At 66.7% G+C, this 16,853-nt stretch carries 18 protein-coding genes; 4 read left to right on the top strand and 14 right to left on the bottom strand.

Annotated features, from left to right (window positions below; genetic code table 11):
- The first annotated feature begins 35 nt into the window (after positions 1 to 35).
- The 4 genes from L6Q96_15780 (at position 36) to L6Q96_15765 (ending at position 4,377) form a co-directional block, all read left to right on the top strand.
- Positions 36 to 2,234, top strand: coding sequence for an FUSC family protein (locus L6Q96_15780; protein MCK6556016.1), 2,199 nt, complete (start codon positions 36 to 38; stop codon positions 2,232 to 2,234).
- 170 nt (positions 2,235 to 2,404) lie between these two features.
- The gene (locus L6Q96_15775; protein ID MCK6556015.1) at positions 2,405 to 3,352 is read left to right on the top strand and encodes a hypothetical protein; all 948 of its coding nucleotides are present in this window, start codon (positions 2,405 to 2,407) and stop codon (positions 3,350 to 3,352) included.
- A gap of 375 nt (positions 3,353 to 3,727) precedes the next feature.
- Positions 3,728 to 3,976, top strand: coding sequence for an antitoxin VapB family protein (locus L6Q96_15770; protein MCK6556014.1), 249 nt, complete (start codon positions 3,728 to 3,730; stop codon positions 3,974 to 3,976).
- Positions 3,973 to 4,377, top strand: coding sequence for a type II toxin-antitoxin system VapC family toxin (locus L6Q96_15765; GenBank protein MCK6556013.1), 405 nt, complete (start codon positions 3,973 to 3,975; stop codon positions 4,375 to 4,377). The genes L6Q96_15770 and L6Q96_15765 overlap by 4 nt, the downstream gene beginning before the upstream one ends.
- Before the next feature lie 313 nt (positions 4,378 to 4,690).
- On the opposite strand, the gene L6Q96_15760 is transcribed toward L6Q96_15765, so the two are convergent.
- The 14 genes from L6Q96_15760 to L6Q96_15695 all read right to left on the bottom strand — a co-directional run bounded on the left by L6Q96_15760 (position 4,691) and on the right by L6Q96_15695 (position 16,747).
- Complete coding sequence (locus L6Q96_15760) at positions 4,691 to 5,059, bottom strand: PIN domain-containing protein (GenBank protein ID MCK6556012.1); 369 nt, start codon at positions 5,057 to 5,059, stop codon at positions 4,691 to 4,693.
- Complete coding sequence (locus tag L6Q96_15755) at positions 5,056 to 5,280, bottom strand: type II toxin-antitoxin system VapB family antitoxin (GenBank protein MCK6556011.1); 225 nt, start codon at positions 5,278 to 5,280, stop codon at positions 5,056 to 5,058. The genes L6Q96_15760 and L6Q96_15755 overlap by 4 nt, the downstream gene beginning before the upstream one ends.
- A 305-nt stretch (positions 5,281 to 5,585) precedes the next feature.
- Complete coding sequence (locus L6Q96_15750; protein MCK6556010.1) at positions 5,586 to 5,828, bottom strand: hypothetical protein; 243 nt, start codon at positions 5,826 to 5,828, stop codon at positions 5,586 to 5,588.
- 3 nt (positions 5,829 to 5,831) lie between these two features.
- Positions 5,832 to 6,299, bottom strand: coding sequence for a nucleotidyltransferase family protein (locus tag L6Q96_15745; protein MCK6556009.1), 468 nt, complete (start codon positions 6,297 to 6,299; stop codon positions 5,832 to 5,834).
- A 253-nt stretch (positions 6,300 to 6,552) separates the two neighbouring features.
- Positions 6,553 to 7,440 carry a glycyl-radical enzyme activating protein gene (locus tag L6Q96_15740; protein ID MCK6556008.1) on the bottom strand — a complete coding sequence of 296 codons (888 nt, stop codon included), beginning with the start codon at positions 7,438 to 7,440 and terminating at the stop codon, positions 6,553 to 6,555.
- A gap of 73 nt (positions 7,441 to 7,513) precedes the next feature.
- Positions 7,514 to 7,762, bottom strand: a complete 249-nt coding sequence (hpdC, locus tag L6Q96_15735) for a 4-hydroxyphenylacetate decarboxylase small subunit (GenBank protein MCK6556007.1) — start codon at positions 7,760 to 7,762, stop codon at positions 7,514 to 7,516.
- 23 nt (positions 7,763 to 7,785) lie between these two features.
- On the bottom strand, positions 7,786 to 10,515 hold the full coding sequence (hpdB, locus tag L6Q96_15730) for a 4-hydroxyphenylacetate decarboxylase large subunit (GenBank protein MCK6556006.1): 2,730 nt from the start codon (positions 10,513 to 10,515) through the stop codon (positions 7,786 to 7,788).
- A 702-nt stretch (positions 10,516 to 11,217) separates the two neighbouring features.
- Positions 11,218 to 11,991: a TatD family hydrolase gene (locus L6Q96_15725; protein MCK6556005.1), complete on the bottom strand. Its 774-nt coding sequence runs from the start codon at positions 11,989 to 11,991 to the stop codon at positions 11,218 to 11,220.
- Entirely contained in the window at positions 11,988 to 13,541 is a 1,554-nt protein-coding gene (gene metG / locus L6Q96_15720) for a methionine--tRNA ligase (GenBank protein ID MCK6556004.1), read from the bottom strand. Before metG ends, L6Q96_15725 begins: the two co-directional genes overlap by 4 nt.
- Before the next feature lie 30 nt (positions 13,542 to 13,571).
- Positions 13,572 to 14,396 (bottom strand): stage 0 sporulation protein, encoded by an 825-nt coding sequence (locus L6Q96_15715; GenBank protein MCK6556003.1) that lies wholly within the window; start codon positions 14,394 to 14,396, stop codon positions 13,572 to 13,574.
- 2 nt (positions 14,397 to 14,398) lie between these two features.
- A complete protein-coding gene (gene holB, locus L6Q96_15710; protein MCK6556002.1) occupies positions 14,399 to 15,364 on the bottom strand; it encodes a DNA polymerase III subunit delta' in 966 nt (321 codons plus the stop codon).
- The gene (gene tmk, locus L6Q96_15705) at positions 15,346 to 15,987 is read right to left on the bottom strand and encodes a dTMP kinase (protein MCK6556001.1); all 642 of its coding nucleotides are present in this window, start codon (positions 15,985 to 15,987) and stop codon (positions 15,346 to 15,348) included. The genes holB and tmk overlap by 19 nt, the downstream gene beginning before the upstream one ends.
- Positions 15,965 to 16,354: a response regulator gene (locus L6Q96_15700; protein MCK6556000.1), complete on the bottom strand. Its 390-nt coding sequence runs from the start codon at positions 16,352 to 16,354 to the stop codon at positions 15,965 to 15,967. The genes tmk and L6Q96_15700 overlap by 23 nt, the downstream gene beginning before the upstream one ends.
- A 21-nt stretch (positions 16,355 to 16,375) precedes the next feature.
- Complete coding sequence (locus L6Q96_15695; GenBank protein ID MCK6555999.1) at positions 16,376 to 16,747, bottom strand: response regulator; 372 nt, start codon at positions 16,745 to 16,747, stop codon at positions 16,376 to 16,378.
- Between the last annotated feature and the right edge of the window lie 106 nt (positions 16,748 to 16,853).

Below are 16,853 nucleotides of genomic sequence, written 5' to 3'. Positions count from 1 at the left end.
CGGTAGATAGCGTATCCGTACTGCCGCCGATCCCGGTGGCCCGCCGAGAGTTCGGCGGCGTCGGGGTGTGGGAACGGCACCTGTTCGACGTCTTGCGGGAGGAGTTGGCGCCGACGCCGGCGCGCTGGCGGGCAACCCTGCGCATCTCTCTCGCCTACGCTCTGTGCGCGGCGCTCATCATGACGCTGCGCATCCCCGACGGGGAATTCCTGATCATCGTCCTCTTCGTCGTCACGCAGTCCGACGCGGTGGCCTCTGCCACCAAGGCCGCGCAGCGCATGGTCGGAACGCTTCTCGGCGGCGGCATCGGAATCCTCGGCCTGGCGGCCTTCGCCGACAAGCCGTGGTTTCTCTTCCCTTTGCAGGCGGCCGTGGTGGCCGTCTCGATCTTCCTGTCGCGCACGACCACGGCCCCGTACGCCACCACCCTTATCGGCATCACTTACCTGATCGCGATTCCCGAGTACGTTGCCGCGGGCGAACCGGCACTGGTGACGGTCCTTTGGCGCATCGGCCTGACGACGGCGGGCGCCGCCCTCGGTACGGTAGCCCAGCTCGTTCTGTGGCCCGACCATCCGGGAACCGTGTTTCTCGACGAATTGGCGAGCCGCCTGGCGCGGATCGAGCGGATTGTGGGACGAGTCATCGCCGGCCAGGCATGGGACCCGCGTACGGTGCCGACGGACCTGATCGGGGCCAGCGGTCTGACGCGTCAACTGGATCTGCTGGCGCGCGCGGATCTGCGCGCGACCCGACCCGGTGGGCATCGGGCAACTCAGCTTCAGCTCCTGACCGAGAGCGAACTTCTATTGATGACCGCAATCCGCGTACGTCGGGCGGTGGCGACCGCGGCGGATGCCGCCGCCCCGCCGCCGGCGGTGACCACACGACTCACCGCTTTGCAGTCGGGGTGCCGCACGGTCCGGGAAGCGATCGAGGCGCGCCGGCCGGCGGTTCTCGCCGAAGCGGCGGAAAAGTCGCGGCCCGCCACGGACCTGTCGCCCGAAATGGCCGCCGCACTCGCGGAAATGGAGACCGCGCTGGCGCAAACCGCCGCGGCCACGGCGTTCCTGAGCGGCGATCGCGCGTCCCTGGTAAGTCCGGTCCTCGCTCCGGCTTCGGCCGCGGCCGTGCCGTTTCGCACGGTCGACTGCACGCTGGCCAATAGCGACGCGGTGCACAGTGCGCTCAAGGCCGCCCTTGCCGCATCCATCGTCGGTCTGGCCTATCAGGCCATGGACTGGCCCGAGATCTCGACCGGCGTGCTGACCTGTCTGGTGGTATCGCAATCCACGGTCGGCGCGAGCTGGTTCAAGTCGCTGCTGCGGTTCATCGGCTCGGCGATCGGCGGCCTGCTGGCTCTGCTGCTGATTCTCGTGGCGATGCCGAACATGGAGAGCGTGGGTTCGTTCGTCCTGCTGACCACGCCGCTGTTCGGCGCCGCGGCATGGATGGTATCGGGCAGCTCTCGCTTTTCGTACGTCGGCATTCAGATGGCGATCGCGCTGTCGCTGGCGCTGGTCAACTTCCACGCTCCGACGGTGGCGCTGGAAATCCCCGCCGACCGTGTCGCCGGCGTGCTGCTCGGCGTCGTCGTGGTAGGAGTTCTCGACAGCACGCTCTGGCCCGTGTTCGCGCGGGATCAGGTGCGGCGCTCGCTGGTGCGAGCGTTACGGGGCATGGCCGACTACCACCGGGCCGTGATCGACCGCGATGCGGCCTGCGCGCAGCGGGCATGGTTCGACGTTCATCGTGACGTCGCCGCGGCGCTGAGCCTGCACGATGCCTTGTTGATCGAGCCGACGTTCCGGTCGCCGATCGCCGAGGGCGAGCGGCGAGCCGTGCTGCTGCTGAGCAATCGCCTGCAGCACGTTTTCGTCAGCCTGCTGGCGCTGGACCGCGCCCTCGAAGCGATACCCGCAGGGACTCTCCCGTCGGCGGCACAGCGCGAGCTGCTCGCACACGCCGACGAAGTGGCCGCGCGCCTCGTGGCGCTGGCGAACCGCATCGATCGGCACCCCGAGGCGCCGGCGGAGCGGGCGCCGGCCGATCTGCAGGCGCCGCGGAAACCGACCGCGGCGATGGAAACGCTGCCGCCGGAAGTGAGGCGGCGCGTGCAGGCACTGGCCGCCGTGACGCGCGAGCTGCACGCTACGCTGGGGCAGATCGAGAACGAGGTCGACGTGTCGCTGCGCGACAACCTGCCGGCCGGCTCCGGAAGAACGCATGCTTGAGATCCCGGATGACAGATCGGGAGAGTTGGCCACCGCGTGCCAGCGCTTGCCGGGGCGATCGCAGTCGCGGCATCGATCGCCCGGTTCGCAGATCGAGCCACCGGATGCCCGCCCCTCACCCAGATAGCCGGGATAGCCGAGTGCCTCGTCTGCCGGCGACCGGACCGAGATTGCGCAGTGAGCGAAATCGCATCGCTGCCCTCTGGCTCGTCTTGCTGGTCTTGTTCTCGGTCTACACGGTGCTGCTGGAGCGCAGCGTGGCGCACGCGGCCGCGCAACTGGCCGTGCATCTGAGCGTGCTCGACGGTAAGGCCGATGCTCCCATCCAGTATCAGATGTACGTCCACGATCGCTTGCTCGCTGGCATTACGCGGTGGACAGGGAGCCCGGATGCAGAAGCTCTCGCAATATCCTACACCCTTTACTACGGCGTGGGTCTGGCGCTCTTCGTCGTCCTGCTCTTTCGGTTGTGTTTGCGCGTGGGCAGCACGACGCACGCCCTCCTGGCGTCGTTCTATTTCGTCGCCGTCCTGCCTGTCTTCTGGTACGACAACTTCTACCATCCCGGCGATCCGTGGGGCGCCGCACTGATGGTGCTGTTATTGGAGAGCGTTTTCGACGGCCGCCTCGGCGCGCGCTACTTTGGTTTGCTGCTGATCTCCGGCTTCGTTTGGGAAAAGCACGTTCTCTTGCCGCTGTCGGTGGGGCTTTGCGCCGCCCTCGAAGCACGGCACCTGCGGTGGCGCGTGGTGGCGGAGGCGGCCCTGGGGCTCGGCGCGGCGGCGGCGGGACAGATCGCTCTGCGCCTGGTCTTCGGCACCGACCGAGGATGGGAGGGATGGTCGCTGGCCCAGAACATCGAGAGCTTCCCGCTGTGGGCGTGCGGACTGATCCTCGTTTTCGGCCCTTCACTGCTCTACCTCGCGACACACACGCGCAGAACGCCGCTCATACTGCTTTGTCTGGCCGCGCAGTTACCCGGTTGGGTGGCTATCTATCTGGTGTTTGGCGGCGTTCTGAAGGAAATGCGCACGGTACTGGTCATGGTTCCCTGCACCTGGCCCATCTTCGTCCTGGCGGTGGATCAGTGGTTCGACAGGGACTCACAAAGCGCGTGAAGGCGTCGGAGTCCGTTCTCTCAGGCCGGCAGCGCTCCCGCTGACGGTACCTTTGGTACGTTTCGCTGCCGATTCGTGCCGGCCGCCCGTCGCTTCCGCGTCCTCGTACCCATCCCGCGCTCCTTTTCTGGCGCGCATCATCCCCGATCCCCTCGCCGCGGCACGAGGCGCGGTCGGCGAACGGATACAAACAACCCGGGCGTTAAGGCCACCAATCAGGCTTGGTTTTCATGTATTGCCAAGGAACTGTGGACACATCCGGAGGTGCCACCCCGCCGAGAACACCCCCGCCACGAGAAACTGCGCCGGTCCGCTCCTTTGCGCCAACCGCTTTGGCAACACCACGATCCGCAGCTTGACGGGCGGGAGGCGTAAGTGCATCGTCTGTGCATGGCCGTCAAGACGATTACCATCGACGTCGAAGCATACGAGATTCTTTCGCGGTGCAAGCGGCCGGGCGAGTCCTTTTCTCAGACGATCAAGGCCCGACTCGGTCGCCGAACCACTGGTGCCGACCTCCGTGCAGCGATCACGGCCGCACGGCTTTCCGAGGATACCCTCAACGCGATCGACGCACAGGTCCGGGCCCGGCGCACCAACCGGGCCCGGCGCGTGCGGCTGTGATCCACGCCGACACCTCGTTCCTCGTCGACCTGCCGCGCGAGGCGCGCCGCGGCACGCGCGGACCCGCAACCCTGTTGCTCGACGGGCTGGCCGGAGAGGAGGTGCGCGTCGGGGTTCACGTTCTGTGTGAGTTGCTTGCCGGCGCCGAGAACTCGGAGCGGCCGTCCGTCGAGCGCCAGCGCGTGCGGCGCCTGTGTGAGAGTCTCGTCGTGAGCTACCCGGACGAGCGCTTTCCGGCGGCCTACGCCCGAGTGCCGACGGCCTTGCGGGGCGCCGGGCGACCGATCGCGACGATGGACCTCTCGATCGCCACGGCGGCGCTGGTCGATGGCGCTGCCATCGTCACGCGCAACGTGAAGCACTTCGATCGCGTGCCGGGCCTCGACGTGCGAGGCGACTGAGGCCCTGCGGCGACGGCGGGGAATCGTGGACGAACTGGCTGGACACCCAGTTTGGATGGGTGTCGACACACGCGTCGCCGCCTGCGCTCGTCCCGGTGGCTGTCCTCCCGGTAGGTTTCCCAGACGCTTCCCCCGATGGTGTCTCCAACCTTCGGGGTCGATTCCTTCCGCTGCGAAGCTCGGGACGGGAGGGGGTCTCGCCACCTTGCGATCTCTCCGCGGCCCTGGTCGCGAACGCTGACATGGACGCGATTCGAGGTCGCCGTGCAGTCGAGCACCACCAGCCCGAAGCGCCGCCGTGTCCGCGTACTCTTCAGAGTCCCGCCAACATGTCGAAGTGCGCGTCGGCGTGCTCGATCGCAACGCCATGGTGGCGGGCGCAGGCGCAGATCAAGATGTCGGAAGCCGGTATCGTCTTGCCCGCGCGCCGGGCGCGGCCCGCCGGGTCACAGGCCGCGCGCCACACCGCCTCGTCGATCGCCAGCCCGGGAACCACGGCCTCGTAGTCCCGCAGGATTCGCTGCTCGCGCTCGTTGCCGACGCCAGCCCAGATCTCCAATCGGACCATCGCGCACCAGGCCGCCTCGCCAGCGCGCAGCAATTCTTCCACGCGAGCCCGGACGGCGGCATCCCCCCTGGCGCGCATCTGGTGAATCCACGACGACGTGTCGACCAGCTTCACCGCTTCCCCCGCGCGTGCGGCTCGCGTCGCTCGGTGGCTTCGATTTCCTCGTTCGTGGGCAGCGAACGAAACGCGCCGGAGTGCTTGACCAGCGCCGCCATCCGCCGGCGGCGGTTGAAGTCCGCAATGGCCGTGACGATCGCCTCCCGTTTCGTCCTGGCGCGGGTGAATTCGACCACGTCGCGCAACTCTGCATCGGGAATCTCAACCGTCGTCTTCATGCTTCCACCCTATGGCCATCTAGATTCCAGATCAAGGAGACGCGGAATCCAAGAGGCGGTCCGTCGCCCGCCAGCCGGCGGGCGCCGGTGACGGCGGTGCGCGAGGTGCCAGACGTGACCGGAAAGGCGAATACTATGCGCGCGCGCCACAACTGCCCTCCCATAGCGCTCGATCCGCACCCAGAAACCGGGCGTTAAGGCCACCAATCGGGCGTAGTTTTCATGTATTTCCAAAGAATTACGGGCACGTCCGGAGGTGCCACCCCGTCGCGTACAGCGCCCCGCCTGGGCTCGATCCGTCGACGTTACTCGTCGTGCTCACGGCTGAGTTGCAGCGCCCGGATTCGCGCCGTAACCCACTGCTCACGCTCCTCGTTGGCTTCGGCGATACTGCGAAACTTTCGGAGACCGCGCGGGATCCGGGGAGCGGCGAGGCGCCGGGCGGCGCTCCAGAGCCGCGCGATCCGTCGATGCAACGTGGGATCGTCGCTATCGCACCACAGCGCGCGACGGGCGTCATCGTGGGTGCGGAACCGCCGAATCGGCATCTATTAGTCCTCGATCCCGAACTTGTCCTTCAATGCCGCCGCGTCGGCGTGGTCGATCGGCCGCAGCGTGTCCTTCTTCATGCGGTACAGCGTCGGCGGCGTCGCGATCCGCACTTTCACCCCTTCCACGTCGAACACCTGGCTCGCCAGATCGTCATAGCGGAACGCGTCGCCGAGTCGGGAGAGCAGATCGATCACGAAGTCCTCGTTCGGGGGACCGTAACGAACCGTCGGATACGCTCCACACAGGTCGTCCGGCGAGATCGCGTCGATCTCGGGATCGTCCCACACCGATCGCAACGCCCGCTTACACCGCTCGACGTTAGGACCCGTCGGTCGAACGAAGAAGTCGACGTCCTCGGTAACGCGAATGATGCCGTGGAGATTGAGGGCGACACCGCCAACCAGGACGTACTCGACCCCTTCCCGCTCGAAGGCCCGGAGCACGGCCAGCAGGGTCTCGAAGTCCATGGCACCCGAGCCTACCGCCGATCGCGACGCACTTCCACCGCACGACCTTGCCAGCGCAGTCGGAGCCGAACAGGCCCTCTTGGTTATTTCCGCACCGTGCCCCGAGCGCCGCATCCGAAGTCGTCGCCGGGGCACACCGGTGCCGGGATTCTCGGAAGAGCTGAGCGCGCGGCACGGATGCTTTCACGCGCCCCGCCAGTTCTCGACCTTGAGACCCGCGACTTCGCGGCGTGCGCGTCGGCGCACTCGTGCCTCAGAAGGGTGTGTCGCCAGCGACGTAACAGGAGATGCCGGCGGCCCGGAAGATCGCCGCGGCACGGGCCAGGTCGTCGGGCGCACAGACGTCGCAGTCCGGTGCGAAGTAGGGTGCGCCGAGCTTGCGGTACTTCTCCCGGCCGAGATGGTGCAGCGGCAGCAGGTTCACTTCGTGCGTCTCCCGGGGAAGGGCGGCGATAAACGCCGCGATCCGAGTCAGATCCTCGCCCGTGTCATTGAATCCCGGCACGATAGGCGTTCGGAAGATCAAACGGCCGGAAAACCGGGCGGCCAAGCGGCGGGCGTTGTCGAGGATCAAGCCGTTGCTCCGGCCGGTCCACGCGGCGTGCCGCGCGGCGTCGACGTGCTTGATGTCGAAGAAAATCCAGTCGAGGTAGGGGAGGCACTCCTCGTACACAGCCCAGGCGACGTGCCCGGCCGTTTCCACGGCCGTGTCGATATAAGTCTCGCAACACCGCTGTAGAAGCGCGATAGCGAACTCGCGCTGCAAGAGCGGCTCGCCCCCGGTCAGCGTGACCCCACCATCGCCACCCCAATAACGGCGATCCCGCTGCAGAATGCGGATGACTGCTTCGACGTCCATCGACTGTCCGGCGATCTGCAGTGCGCCGGAGCTACACACCTCCGCACACCGGAATGCCATGCACCCGGAACATGCGTCCCGGTCGATCAGCAGCCGCTCGGCGTCGATTGCAATCGCACCCCGCTCACAGGCGTCGGCGCAGCGGTTGCACCGGTCGCACGCCTCCACCCGAAGCAGCGGCGCCGGGTGGCGGCGCATGCCCTCCGGATTCGCGCACCAACGGCATTCGAGGGGGCAGCCCTTGAGAAAGACGACCGTGCGACAGCCCGGTCCGTCGTGCACCGAGAAGCCCTGGATGTCGAAGACGACGCCAGGGCGCGAACGAGCGATGGAGGCGAATGCAGTGGGCCCGCGATCAGGCGCCCTGGAAGTCACCGCAGTACGTCCCGTTCAGATCGGGATAGGTCGGAACCCCGCCCACCGAACAGGTACCCACGAACGCCTCCGACGACGTGTAGCGGCTGCAGAACTTGCACTTGTGCCGCTTTTCGAAGGTCTTGCACTCGGCTGTTTCCGGGTCCACGCGCTCCCTGGACTTCTTGCACAGCCCCTTGAACACGTCGACGGGCAGATAGAATCGGCAATCGTTGCATGTGAGATCCATGGCTGGTCGTCCTTCCTCGCGTCTCAGGAGATCTCTTCGTACTCGGTTCGGGCGATGATTTCGTCCTGGATCTGCTTGCCAAGCTCCGCCCAGTAATTCGTGAAACCCGCCACGCGCACCATCAGACCGCGATAGTTCTCCGGGTGTTCCTGCGCGTCCTTCAGCATGCGGGAGTCCACGACGTTGAACTGAATGTGGAATGCGCCCGTGCGCATGTATCCCCGGATGAGATCCAGGAACTTCTTCGCACCCTGCTTGCCGGTGACGGCGAGCGGATGGATCTTCACGTTCAACTGCGTGCTCTGCGACATCGAGTGATCGAAGCACGACGCCGAGTTGAAGAGTGCGTAGGGACCGTTTCGATCCGTGCCCGGATAAGCCGACACCGACCCGTCGGTGAAGGTCGTGCCGCAAAGCCGCCCATCGGCGCTTGCCAGCGTCACTGCGCCCATCGGACCGTGCGTCGACACGGAGATCTGGCCGACGTAGAGCGGCCGGTCGTAGATCGACACGTAGTCGTGCGCCATGCGGCAGACCCACTGCTGCCATTGCTTGAAGATCTCGTCGACGAACGGATCGTCGTTGCCGAACTTCGGCGCCTCCAGGCTGGCGCGGTGAATACGCTCCCACGCGTGGTAGTTCTCGGTCTTGACCTGCTCATTGAGAGAGTACGAACCGGTCTCGGCGGCGGTCTTGTACCCGAAATTGGCGAGGATGGCGTTCCGATAGTCGTCGAGCGTGAAGGCGCGGTCCTCGTATACGTTCTTCTTGAGCGACGCCAGGGAGTTGACGAGCACCACGGAGGACTCGAGCTTGACGTGGAAGTTCGTGTTGAAGCGGGCGCCCCTGGAGGAAATCGGCTTGCCGTGGCTCAGGCAGTCGGGCTTGAGCATGGAGTTCACGATCGACGGCGTCACCCTTCCCCAGATGTCGCACTGGATGTTATTGCAGCGGCGGAGCACGTCGACGGCGCGGCGAATGTACGCCTGAAGGGCCGCCCAGAGGTCCTCGTAGGAGTCGAGGGCATGTCCGTGCGACGGAAAGATCCGCTCGCCCGTGCGCTTGTCTATTCCGTCGAACAGGACGAGCTCGATCATCTTCGGGAGTGACAGGAAGTTCACGCCGATGCCCGCCGAGGGCGCCGAGCCGCCGGGAATGTCGTAGGTCTTCCCGTCGAGCGTCAGGGGCATCCACGAACCCGCGGAGCTTTCCAGACAGCCGCCCATCGCCCACGCCCGCGCTTCTTCGAGCCGCATGCCTTCGTCCGCGAAGTTCTCGCGAATGAAGTCCATCGTCGTGCGGTTGTTGACGATGGCCGGATAGCCGGTGCCCGTCTTGATGCACTCGACGGCCTTGAGCATGAACTCCTCGGGGAGAGTCTCCTCGTAGAGAATGGTCAGGGTCGGTTGCGTGGTGCCGCAGCTGATGCCCGCTTCGAGGATGAGCATCTCCAGTTCGTTGAAGGCGCTCGATCCATCCTTGCGCAAACCCCCGAGGCTGACGTTGTTGAACGTGTTGCCCGACAGCACACCGCCGACGAGTCCCTCGGCGGCGAAGAGATCGATGGTGGTGTACTTCACGCGCATGCACTCGAGCAGTTCCGACGTCGCTTCACGGGTAATCCGGCCAGCGTCGAGGTCCCGCTTCCAGAACGGGTAGAGAACCTGTCCGAGCCGGCCGGGCGAGAGACCGGAAATGGCGTCCTCGTTGAGGACGGCGAGGTGGAAGGTCCAGGTGAGCTGCAGGGCCTCACGAAACGTCTGTGGCGGCTGCGATGCAATGCGATCGAGCCGCTCGGCGATTTCGAGGTATTCGACCTGTTGCGCGCTCTCGGGCTCTTCGAGCGCCGCCAGATTCCGGGCTTCCTCGGCGTAGTGTCGGATCCACCCCTGGATGCCTTCGAGGACCAGGATCGCCGAATGGTAGAAGTAGATCCTCTCCATGTCGGGATTGCCCGCCGCCTCGGCGATCCCCTTGCGGCAGATGTCGATCATGCCGTCGATGCCGTACTGCAGCGGGTAGTAATGGTTGATGACCTCGCGTCCCTGGGGCATCGCGGAGCCGGATTCGTACATGCAGACGACCGACCGCATGATGGCTTCTTTTTCTTGATAGTTGGGCACGTACTGCTCGTACTTGTGACCCAGATCGGCGGTCGACTTACCATCGGCGGTCTTCGCGATCTGCTGCAGGATGGGTACTTCCTCGCGGCGGATGCCGAACTTACCGGCGATCGACATGACGTTGCCGAGATCGTGAGTGACGTTGCCGCCGCCCTGGCCCCAGGTGGTCACCTTGCCGGCGGAGAGCGCGCCGGCTTCCCGGGCTTCCCGCTGGCGTTTGTCATCCCAGGTCTCGAAAAAGGACTCCGAAAGCCAGGGCATGGGGTACGAGCCGCGCAGATAGGCGGCCTTGCCCATGACCAGCAGTTCGCCGGGGTAGATTACCGGAGTCAGGTGAAGGAAAGCCGCCTTCAACGCTTCGGCACGCCGGACCATCGGCAGCTCACCGTCGAGCGCCTCCCACGTGCGCGAATACCAGTAGGTGAACTCGACGTTGACGGACGATTTCGCGTCGAAATAGAGGTCCCGCAACGCCCTGGCGCGCTGACCCGGTTCCCGGATCACCTCTCGTGGGGTCACCGTCTTCGACGGCGCGTCGCCGTAACGGTTGTAGAGCTTCGACGACGAGTGACGAAGTCGCGCGGAGGTGGGTTCGCTCGAATCCAGCTTGATTGCTGCCTGGGTAGCCATTGGCACGACGCTCCTTTGCACGGGACCGGACACCATATCCGATGCTGCGGCGTCTGCCTGTGCAAGAGCGGTGCCGTGGGGATGAATTCATGCTCCCGTTCGGCGCGGGCATACGGCGCGACGCCCGCGCGTCGCTCGATGCCCCGGTCGTTGCTGAAATGACGGGGACCCGCGCCGGCGAAGAAGCCGGCTACTTGCGGATCTGTTCGACCAGGTAGTTCTGCTCCCCGGCCGGTTCGATCGGCGTGCGCTGCGCCGGTTGTAGCCCTGCGCCGTGCACCCTTCGACGAGGCGCCTGCTCGTCGCGATCTCCCCGCGGCCCTGGTCGCGAACGATGACATGGACGCGATTCGAGGTCGCCGTGTAGTCGAGCGCCACCAGCCCGAAGCGCCGCCGCGCCTCGTAGAGCCAGGCACAGCACTGCCGCCGGTCACGGGGCCGTGGGGACGATGGTGCCTTCGGTACATTTCGCCGCCGCTTCGTGCCGGCGGTACCGTCGTTTCTGGATCCCCCTCGCGTACCGTACCGAGAGTACCATCGGCCCCTATCCCCCCAATCGGAGTCGGCGTCGGAGTCGCTTGCGGGCCGCGGCGATATGCGATCCCGATGTCGATAGCGACCTCGATACCGATACCGGTTTCGACCGGGTAACCACCCGCCGCTGACATCTCGAAGAAGACTCGAGCCGAGCTTCTTCGAGGCTCAGGCCTGCAAGCGGAACCGCCGCCGGGCCGTTGCGGTCGACTGGGCCGCAACCTCCGCCACGGGCGTGCCGCGCGCCGTCGCGACCGCCGCCGCCGTGTGGACGACAAACGCCGGCTCGTTGCGCTTGCCGCGGTGCGGAACCGGCGCCAGATAGGGAGCGTCGGTCTCGATCATGAAGCGGTCGGCCGGCACTTCGCGCGCTACCGCTCGCAACTCCTCCGCATTCTTGAAGGTCACCACGCCGCTGAACGACAGATCGAAGTCGAGCGCGAGGAACTGGCGCGCCGCGGCACGATCGCCGCTGAAACAGTGAATGACGCCGCCGACCTCGGCGGCGCGCTCCTCGCGCAAAATGCGCACCGCGTCCGCGTACGCGTCACGCAGGTGCACGACGAGCGGCAGACCACGCCGGCGCGCCAGTGCGATGAAGCCGCGAAAGGCCTCCTGCTGCACGGCGCGGGGCGCAAGATCGTAGTAATAGTCGAGGCCGGTTTCGCCGATCGCGACGACCCGGGGCGCCGCCGCCAACCGGTCGACGCGGTCCAGCACCTCGGCATCGACGATGCCGGCGTCGTGAGGGTGCACGCCGACGGTGGCGAAAACGTCCGCGTGCCGGGCCGCCAGCTCGACGGCGCGGGCGTTGGCCGCAAGACCGTCGCTGGCGCCGATGGTGACAATGGCGACGACACCGGCGGCCCGCGCCCGCGCCAGCACTTCGTCGCGGTCGGCGTCGAACCGGGGCTCGTCCAGGTGACAGTGCGAGTCGATCACCGGGGCGCGTCCTCGGCCGCCGGCACCTCGATCCGGGGAAAGAGGGCCACCGGCTTACCGACTTCGTGCCCCGGCAAGAAATGCGTGCCCCAGCCGAGATCGGGGGGCAAGACTGCGGGCGCGGCGCAACCCAGGAGCTCGCCGATGCACCGGCTGGTCTCCGGCATGAACCACGCGAGCAGTCGCGCCGTCGCATGCAGCGTCTCGAGCAGATGGTGCAGGATAGCGCCGACCCGCGGCCGCGCCGCCGGGTCCTTGAACAACGTGAACGGCGCCGTGACGACGATGTACTTGTTGGCCCGATCGATGGCCCGCCACAACGCCTCGAGAGCGCGGTGAAAGGCCAGCGCCGCGGTCAACTCCGGCACTTCGCGGTAAGCCTCCGCGAACGCCGCCACCAGTTCGCGATCCTCGGCCGTCCACTCGCCGAGCGCCTGCACCGCACCGCCGAAGTAGCGCTGCTGCATCGACAGCGTGCGGCTGACCAGGTTGCCCAGATTGTTGGCGAGGTCGGCGTTGATGCGCGTCACCAGCGCGTCCTCGCTGAACACGGCGTCCTGCCCGAAGGCCATCTCGCGCATGAGGAAGTAGCGGACGGCGTCCATACCGAAGCGCGCCTTCAATTCGAGCGGCCGGATGACGTTGCCGACGCTCTTCGACATCTTGCTCTCGCCGCGCACCCAGTAGCCGTGCACGAGCAACCGTTCGAACAGCGGCAGGCCCACCGCCATAAGCATCGTCGGCCAGAAAATACCGTGGGGCTTGAGGATGTCCTTCGCCAGCAAGTGGTGACACACGGGCCAGTACGCCTCGAAGGTCGCCTCGTCGCGCGCCTTGAGTCCGCTGACGTAGCTGATGAGCGCGTCGAACCAAACGTAGGTCACGTAGTTGCGGTCGAACGGCAGCTCGATGCCCCAGGGAAGACGCTGCTTGGGCCGCGAAATGCAGAGATCGCCGAGGGCGCCGCTGCGCAGCAGCGATACGACCTCGTTGCGATACTGCGCCGGCAGGATCGCATCCGGATGCGCTTCGAGGTGCGCCAGCAGCCGATCGGCGTAGGCGCTCATGCGGAAGAAGTAGTTCTCCTCCTCGACCGACGTCGGCAGCGTCAGGTGATCGGGGCACTTGCCGTCGACCAGTTCCTTCTCGGTGAGAAAGCGCTCGCACCCCGTGCAGTAAAGGCCGCCGTAGCGGCTGAAGTAAATGTCGCCCCGCGCGTGCACGCGAGAGAGGAAGTCCTGAACCACGACGGCGTGCTGCGGATCGGTGGTGCGCACGAACTGGTCGTACTCGAAGCCGCAGGCGTCCCACGCCGCCCGGAACAGGGGACTGATGCGGTCGGCAAAGGCTCTGGGCTCGAGGCCGGCGGCGGCGGCGGCGGCGGCAATCTTGTCGCCGTGCTCGTCGGTACCGGTGACCATGAAGGTCTCGGCGCCGCGCGCGCGGTGAAAGCGCTTGAGCGTATCGGCGACGACGGTCGTATACATGTGGCCGAGGTGGGGCTCGGCATTGATGTAATAGATGGGAGTGGTGACGTAGAAGCGTTTCACGGGTCTGCACCGGGCGCCGGGAAAGGAGGCCTACGGAGCCTTCTTCGCCACGAGTTCGGCGAGGGTCGCCTCGACCTCCGTGCCGTCATCGCGGCGCAGCACAACGGTCTGAGCGAACAGGTTCTGGCGGGTAACGACCCCGCTGCCCTTGAGCGACTCGGCTTTCTTGCCGACTGCCGGCAGCCGCCTCCCGAGCTCGACGTAAGTGTCGTACTCGTATCTCAGGCAGCACTTCAATCGGCCGCACATACCCGCAAGCTTGGTGGGGTTGAGGGCAAGCCCCTGTGCCTTGGCCATCTTCACCGAAACCACGGCGAAGTCGTTGATCCAGGTCGAGCAGCACAGCTCGCGGCCGCACGGTCCTACCGCACCGACGAGCCTCGCTTCGTCGCGCGCACCCACCTGCTTCAGCTCGACGCGGGTGTGGAGCAGGTGAGCGAGCTCCCGCACCAGTTCGCGGAAGTCGATGCGATCCTCGGCGGCGAAATAGAAGACGATCTTACCGCCTTCGGCGGCCCGGGTGGCGTGGATGAGCTTCATCGCCAGACCGTGCTCGCGAATGCGTTCCGCACAGAGCCGCAGGGCTTCGCGTTCGCGGGTCTGGTTCCATTCGGCGCGGCCGACGTCGTTGGAGTCGGCGCGGCGCAGAACGCGACGGGGCCGGCGCCCGGCAAGGGCCGCCGGCAACGGCAATCGTTCGACCGTCCCGACCACGGCGCCGAGGTCGCTCTCGACCACCACCTGATCGCCGGCCTTGAGAACCAGCGCACCGGCCTCGTAGAGCGCCAGTCGCCCCGGATCGCCGACCCGCACGCCGACGAGGGCGGCCGGCGCAGGCGTCTCCTCGTTGGGCAAGGTCACCTCCGAGCGAACTGCAGCAGCAGGCTTTCGAGCAGCAACTGACGGTTGGGATTGCCGCGACGCAGGCTATTCGCCGCCGCCTGCACCGCGTCGGCCCGCTCCAGCGTGCCGCGGATGCCGGCCCGGGCGCAGGGATCGTCGGCGGCCAGCGCGCGCGTGGCGCGGTCCCGAAGCTCGGCGAGCACGATCTCCAACTTGAGCGCCGTCGCCGCCTCCGGAGCGTTCAACTCCCGAGCTATCGACACGAGCCGACAATAGCGAGCGTCCTCCACACCGGCAAGCGCGCCGTCGAGCAGGCCCCAGGCGACGTCGCCAAACGTGCGCTGCAGAAGCAACGCCCGCCCGGGGCTGCCCTCGGCAAGCCGAGCCAGCGGCGCCGCGGCCTCCGGCGCAAGGCCGTGATCGCAGGTCAGGACGTCGACCACCTCGGCCGTCGTCAGCGGACCGAAGCGCACGCGCTGGCAGCGCGACTTCACCGTCGGCAGGAGGGCATCGGCGTTGGCGGCAACAAGGATGACAAACGATCGCCGCGGCGGCTCCTCGAGGGTCTTGAGCAGGGCATTCTGCGCCGCCACGGTCAGTGCCGGCGCATCGTCGACGATGGCGACCTTGGCTCGTCCCCGCACCGGCTGCATGAACACGAAGCGTTTCAGATCGCGCACCCGGTCGATGCCGATCTCCTTCTTACCGGAGGGAACGGCGACGGTTACGACGTCCGGGTGCGTCCCGGCGGTCACCTGCCGGCAGGCGTCACACCGGCCGCAGGCGTCGTCGGGGCCGGACTCGGCGCACTGCATCCACGCTGCCAGGGCGCGGGCAACGCCCTGCTTACCGACCCCGTCAGGTCCGGCAAACAGCAGACCGTGCGCAAGCCGCTCGCGGGCCGCCGCCAGTCGCAGGCCGGCACAGAGCGCCGCGTGCCCGCGAATCGACGCGAACGTCGCTAGATTCGCTCCAGACACTGCAGGACTCCGGCCACCGCCGCGCCGGTCACGGCGTCCGGCGCGGCGGCAGCGTCGACGACGCAGTAACGCTGCGGATCGGCGCGGGCAAACGACAGGAACGCCGCGCGCACCCGCTGGTGAAACTCGCGTTCCTCACGGTGGAAGCGATCGTCGCCCCGGGCCCGGCGCAGGCCGACTTCGACCGGGCAGTCGAAGAGGACGGTGAGCGCCGGGACAACGCCGTGACAGACGATACCGTCGAGCTGCGTGACCACGTCGACGTCGAGGCGGCGCGCATACCCCTGATAGGCGATCGTCGAGGCCGAAAAGCGGTCGGTGAGCACCAGGTCGCCGCGGGCCAGCGCCGGCTCGATCACTTCAGCCAGGTGCTGAGCCCGGTCCGCAAGATAGATGAGCAACTCGGTCATCGGGACCGGCGTCGCGGCATGCGCATCCATCACGAGGCGGCGCAGTTCGGCGCCCAGCACCGTGCCGCCGGGCTCTCTGGTTTCGACGATGGACCAGCCACGCCGGCGCAGGGCAGCCGCGACGAGAGGCATCTGGGTCGACTTGCCGGCTCCTTCGATGCCCTCGAAGGCGATCAGACAACCGCGGCGATCATTCGGACTCAGCGGCTTCACCTTTGCCCAGCACGAGGTCGATGCCGTAGAGGAGCTGCTTGGCCGTGAACGGCTTGGTGATGTAGTAGTCGGCGCCGTACTGGTACCCGCTGACGAGATCTTCGTCTTGCGTCTTGGCCGTCACGAGGATCACCGGCAGGCGCCCGGTACTGGAATCGGACTTGATGCGCTGGAGGACTTCGAACCCGCTCATCTCCGGCATCATCACGTCGAGCAGGAGCAGGTCGGGAGGGTCGGCCTTGACCATCTCGATGGCCGTCGCCCCGCGGTCGGCCACGCGCACCGCATACCCCCGCGGTTCGAGGATGCCCCGCATGATGGTGGTGCTGTCCGGGTTGTCGTCGACAATCAGAATGCGTCGTTTCATGCGAGTCCTATGCGCCGAGGCTCAGGGACTACCGGCGTATTTCTTCACGACCGCCCGGATGGCGAGCGGCCGCGCCGGTTTGGGAATGTAGTCGTCGCAGCCGGCGGCCCGGGCCTGCTCCTCGTCGCCCCGCATGGCAAACGCCGTCAGCGCAACGATCGGAATTCCACCCGTTTTCGGGTCGCCTTTGAGCTGACGGGTCGCTTCCCAGCCGTCCATGTTCGGCAGCGCGAGGTCCATGAGAATCATGTCCGGAAGCTCCGCCCGCGCCCGCTCCAGGGCCTCGATGCCGTCGGTCGCCTCGATGACCTGGTAGCCCTCGACGGCAAGAACCTTCGCCACGATGCGGCGGTTATCGGTATCGTCTTCGACGACCAGGATCTTCTTCGCCATGCAGCCCCCGCGAGCAGTTGCCCTCGCTTCAGTCCGGAAACGCCCCGGTTATATCGAACGCCTCCGGCCCTCGCAAAGGGATACTGCACTTCGCGCGGGGCCGGAA

The organism is Candidatus Binatia bacterium, assembly GCA_023150935.1.
In the GTDB taxonomy this organism is placed as follows: Bacteria; Desulfobacterota; Binatia; order HRBIN30; family HRBIN30; genus JAKLJW01.
The sequence above is the reverse complement of the archived record's forward strand: the minus strand, read 5'-3'. Positions and strand labels throughout refer to the sequence as shown.

Bases quoted from the DNA above. Each gene is read 5' to 3' on its own strand.
- hpdB (MCK6556006.1), bottom strand. From the start codon at position 10,515: ATGGCTACCCAGGCAGCAATCAAGCTGGATTCGAGCGAACCCACCTCC.
- L6Q96_15695 (MCK6555999.1), bottom strand. From the start codon at position 16,747: ATGGCGAAGAAGATCCTGGTCGTCGAAGACGATACCGATAACCGCCGC.
- L6Q96_15750 (MCK6556010.1), bottom strand. From the start codon at position 5,828: ATGCCGATTCGGCGGTTCCGCACCCACGATGACGCCCGTCGCGCGCTG.
- L6Q96_15745 (MCK6556009.1), bottom strand. From the start codon at position 6,299: ATGGACTTCGAGACCCTGCTGGCCGTGCTCCGGGCCTTCGAGCGGGAA.
- L6Q96_15700 (MCK6556000.1), bottom strand. From the start codon at position 16,354: ATGAAACGACGCATTCTGATTGTCGACGACAACCCGGACAGCACCACC.
- hpdC (MCK6556007.1), bottom strand. From the start codon at position 7,762: ATGGATCTCACATGCAACGATTGCCGATTCTATCTGCCCGTCGACGTG.
- L6Q96_15755 (MCK6556011.1), bottom strand. From the start codon at position 5,280: ATGAAGACGACGGTTGAGATTCCCGATGCAGAGTTGCGCGACGTGGTC.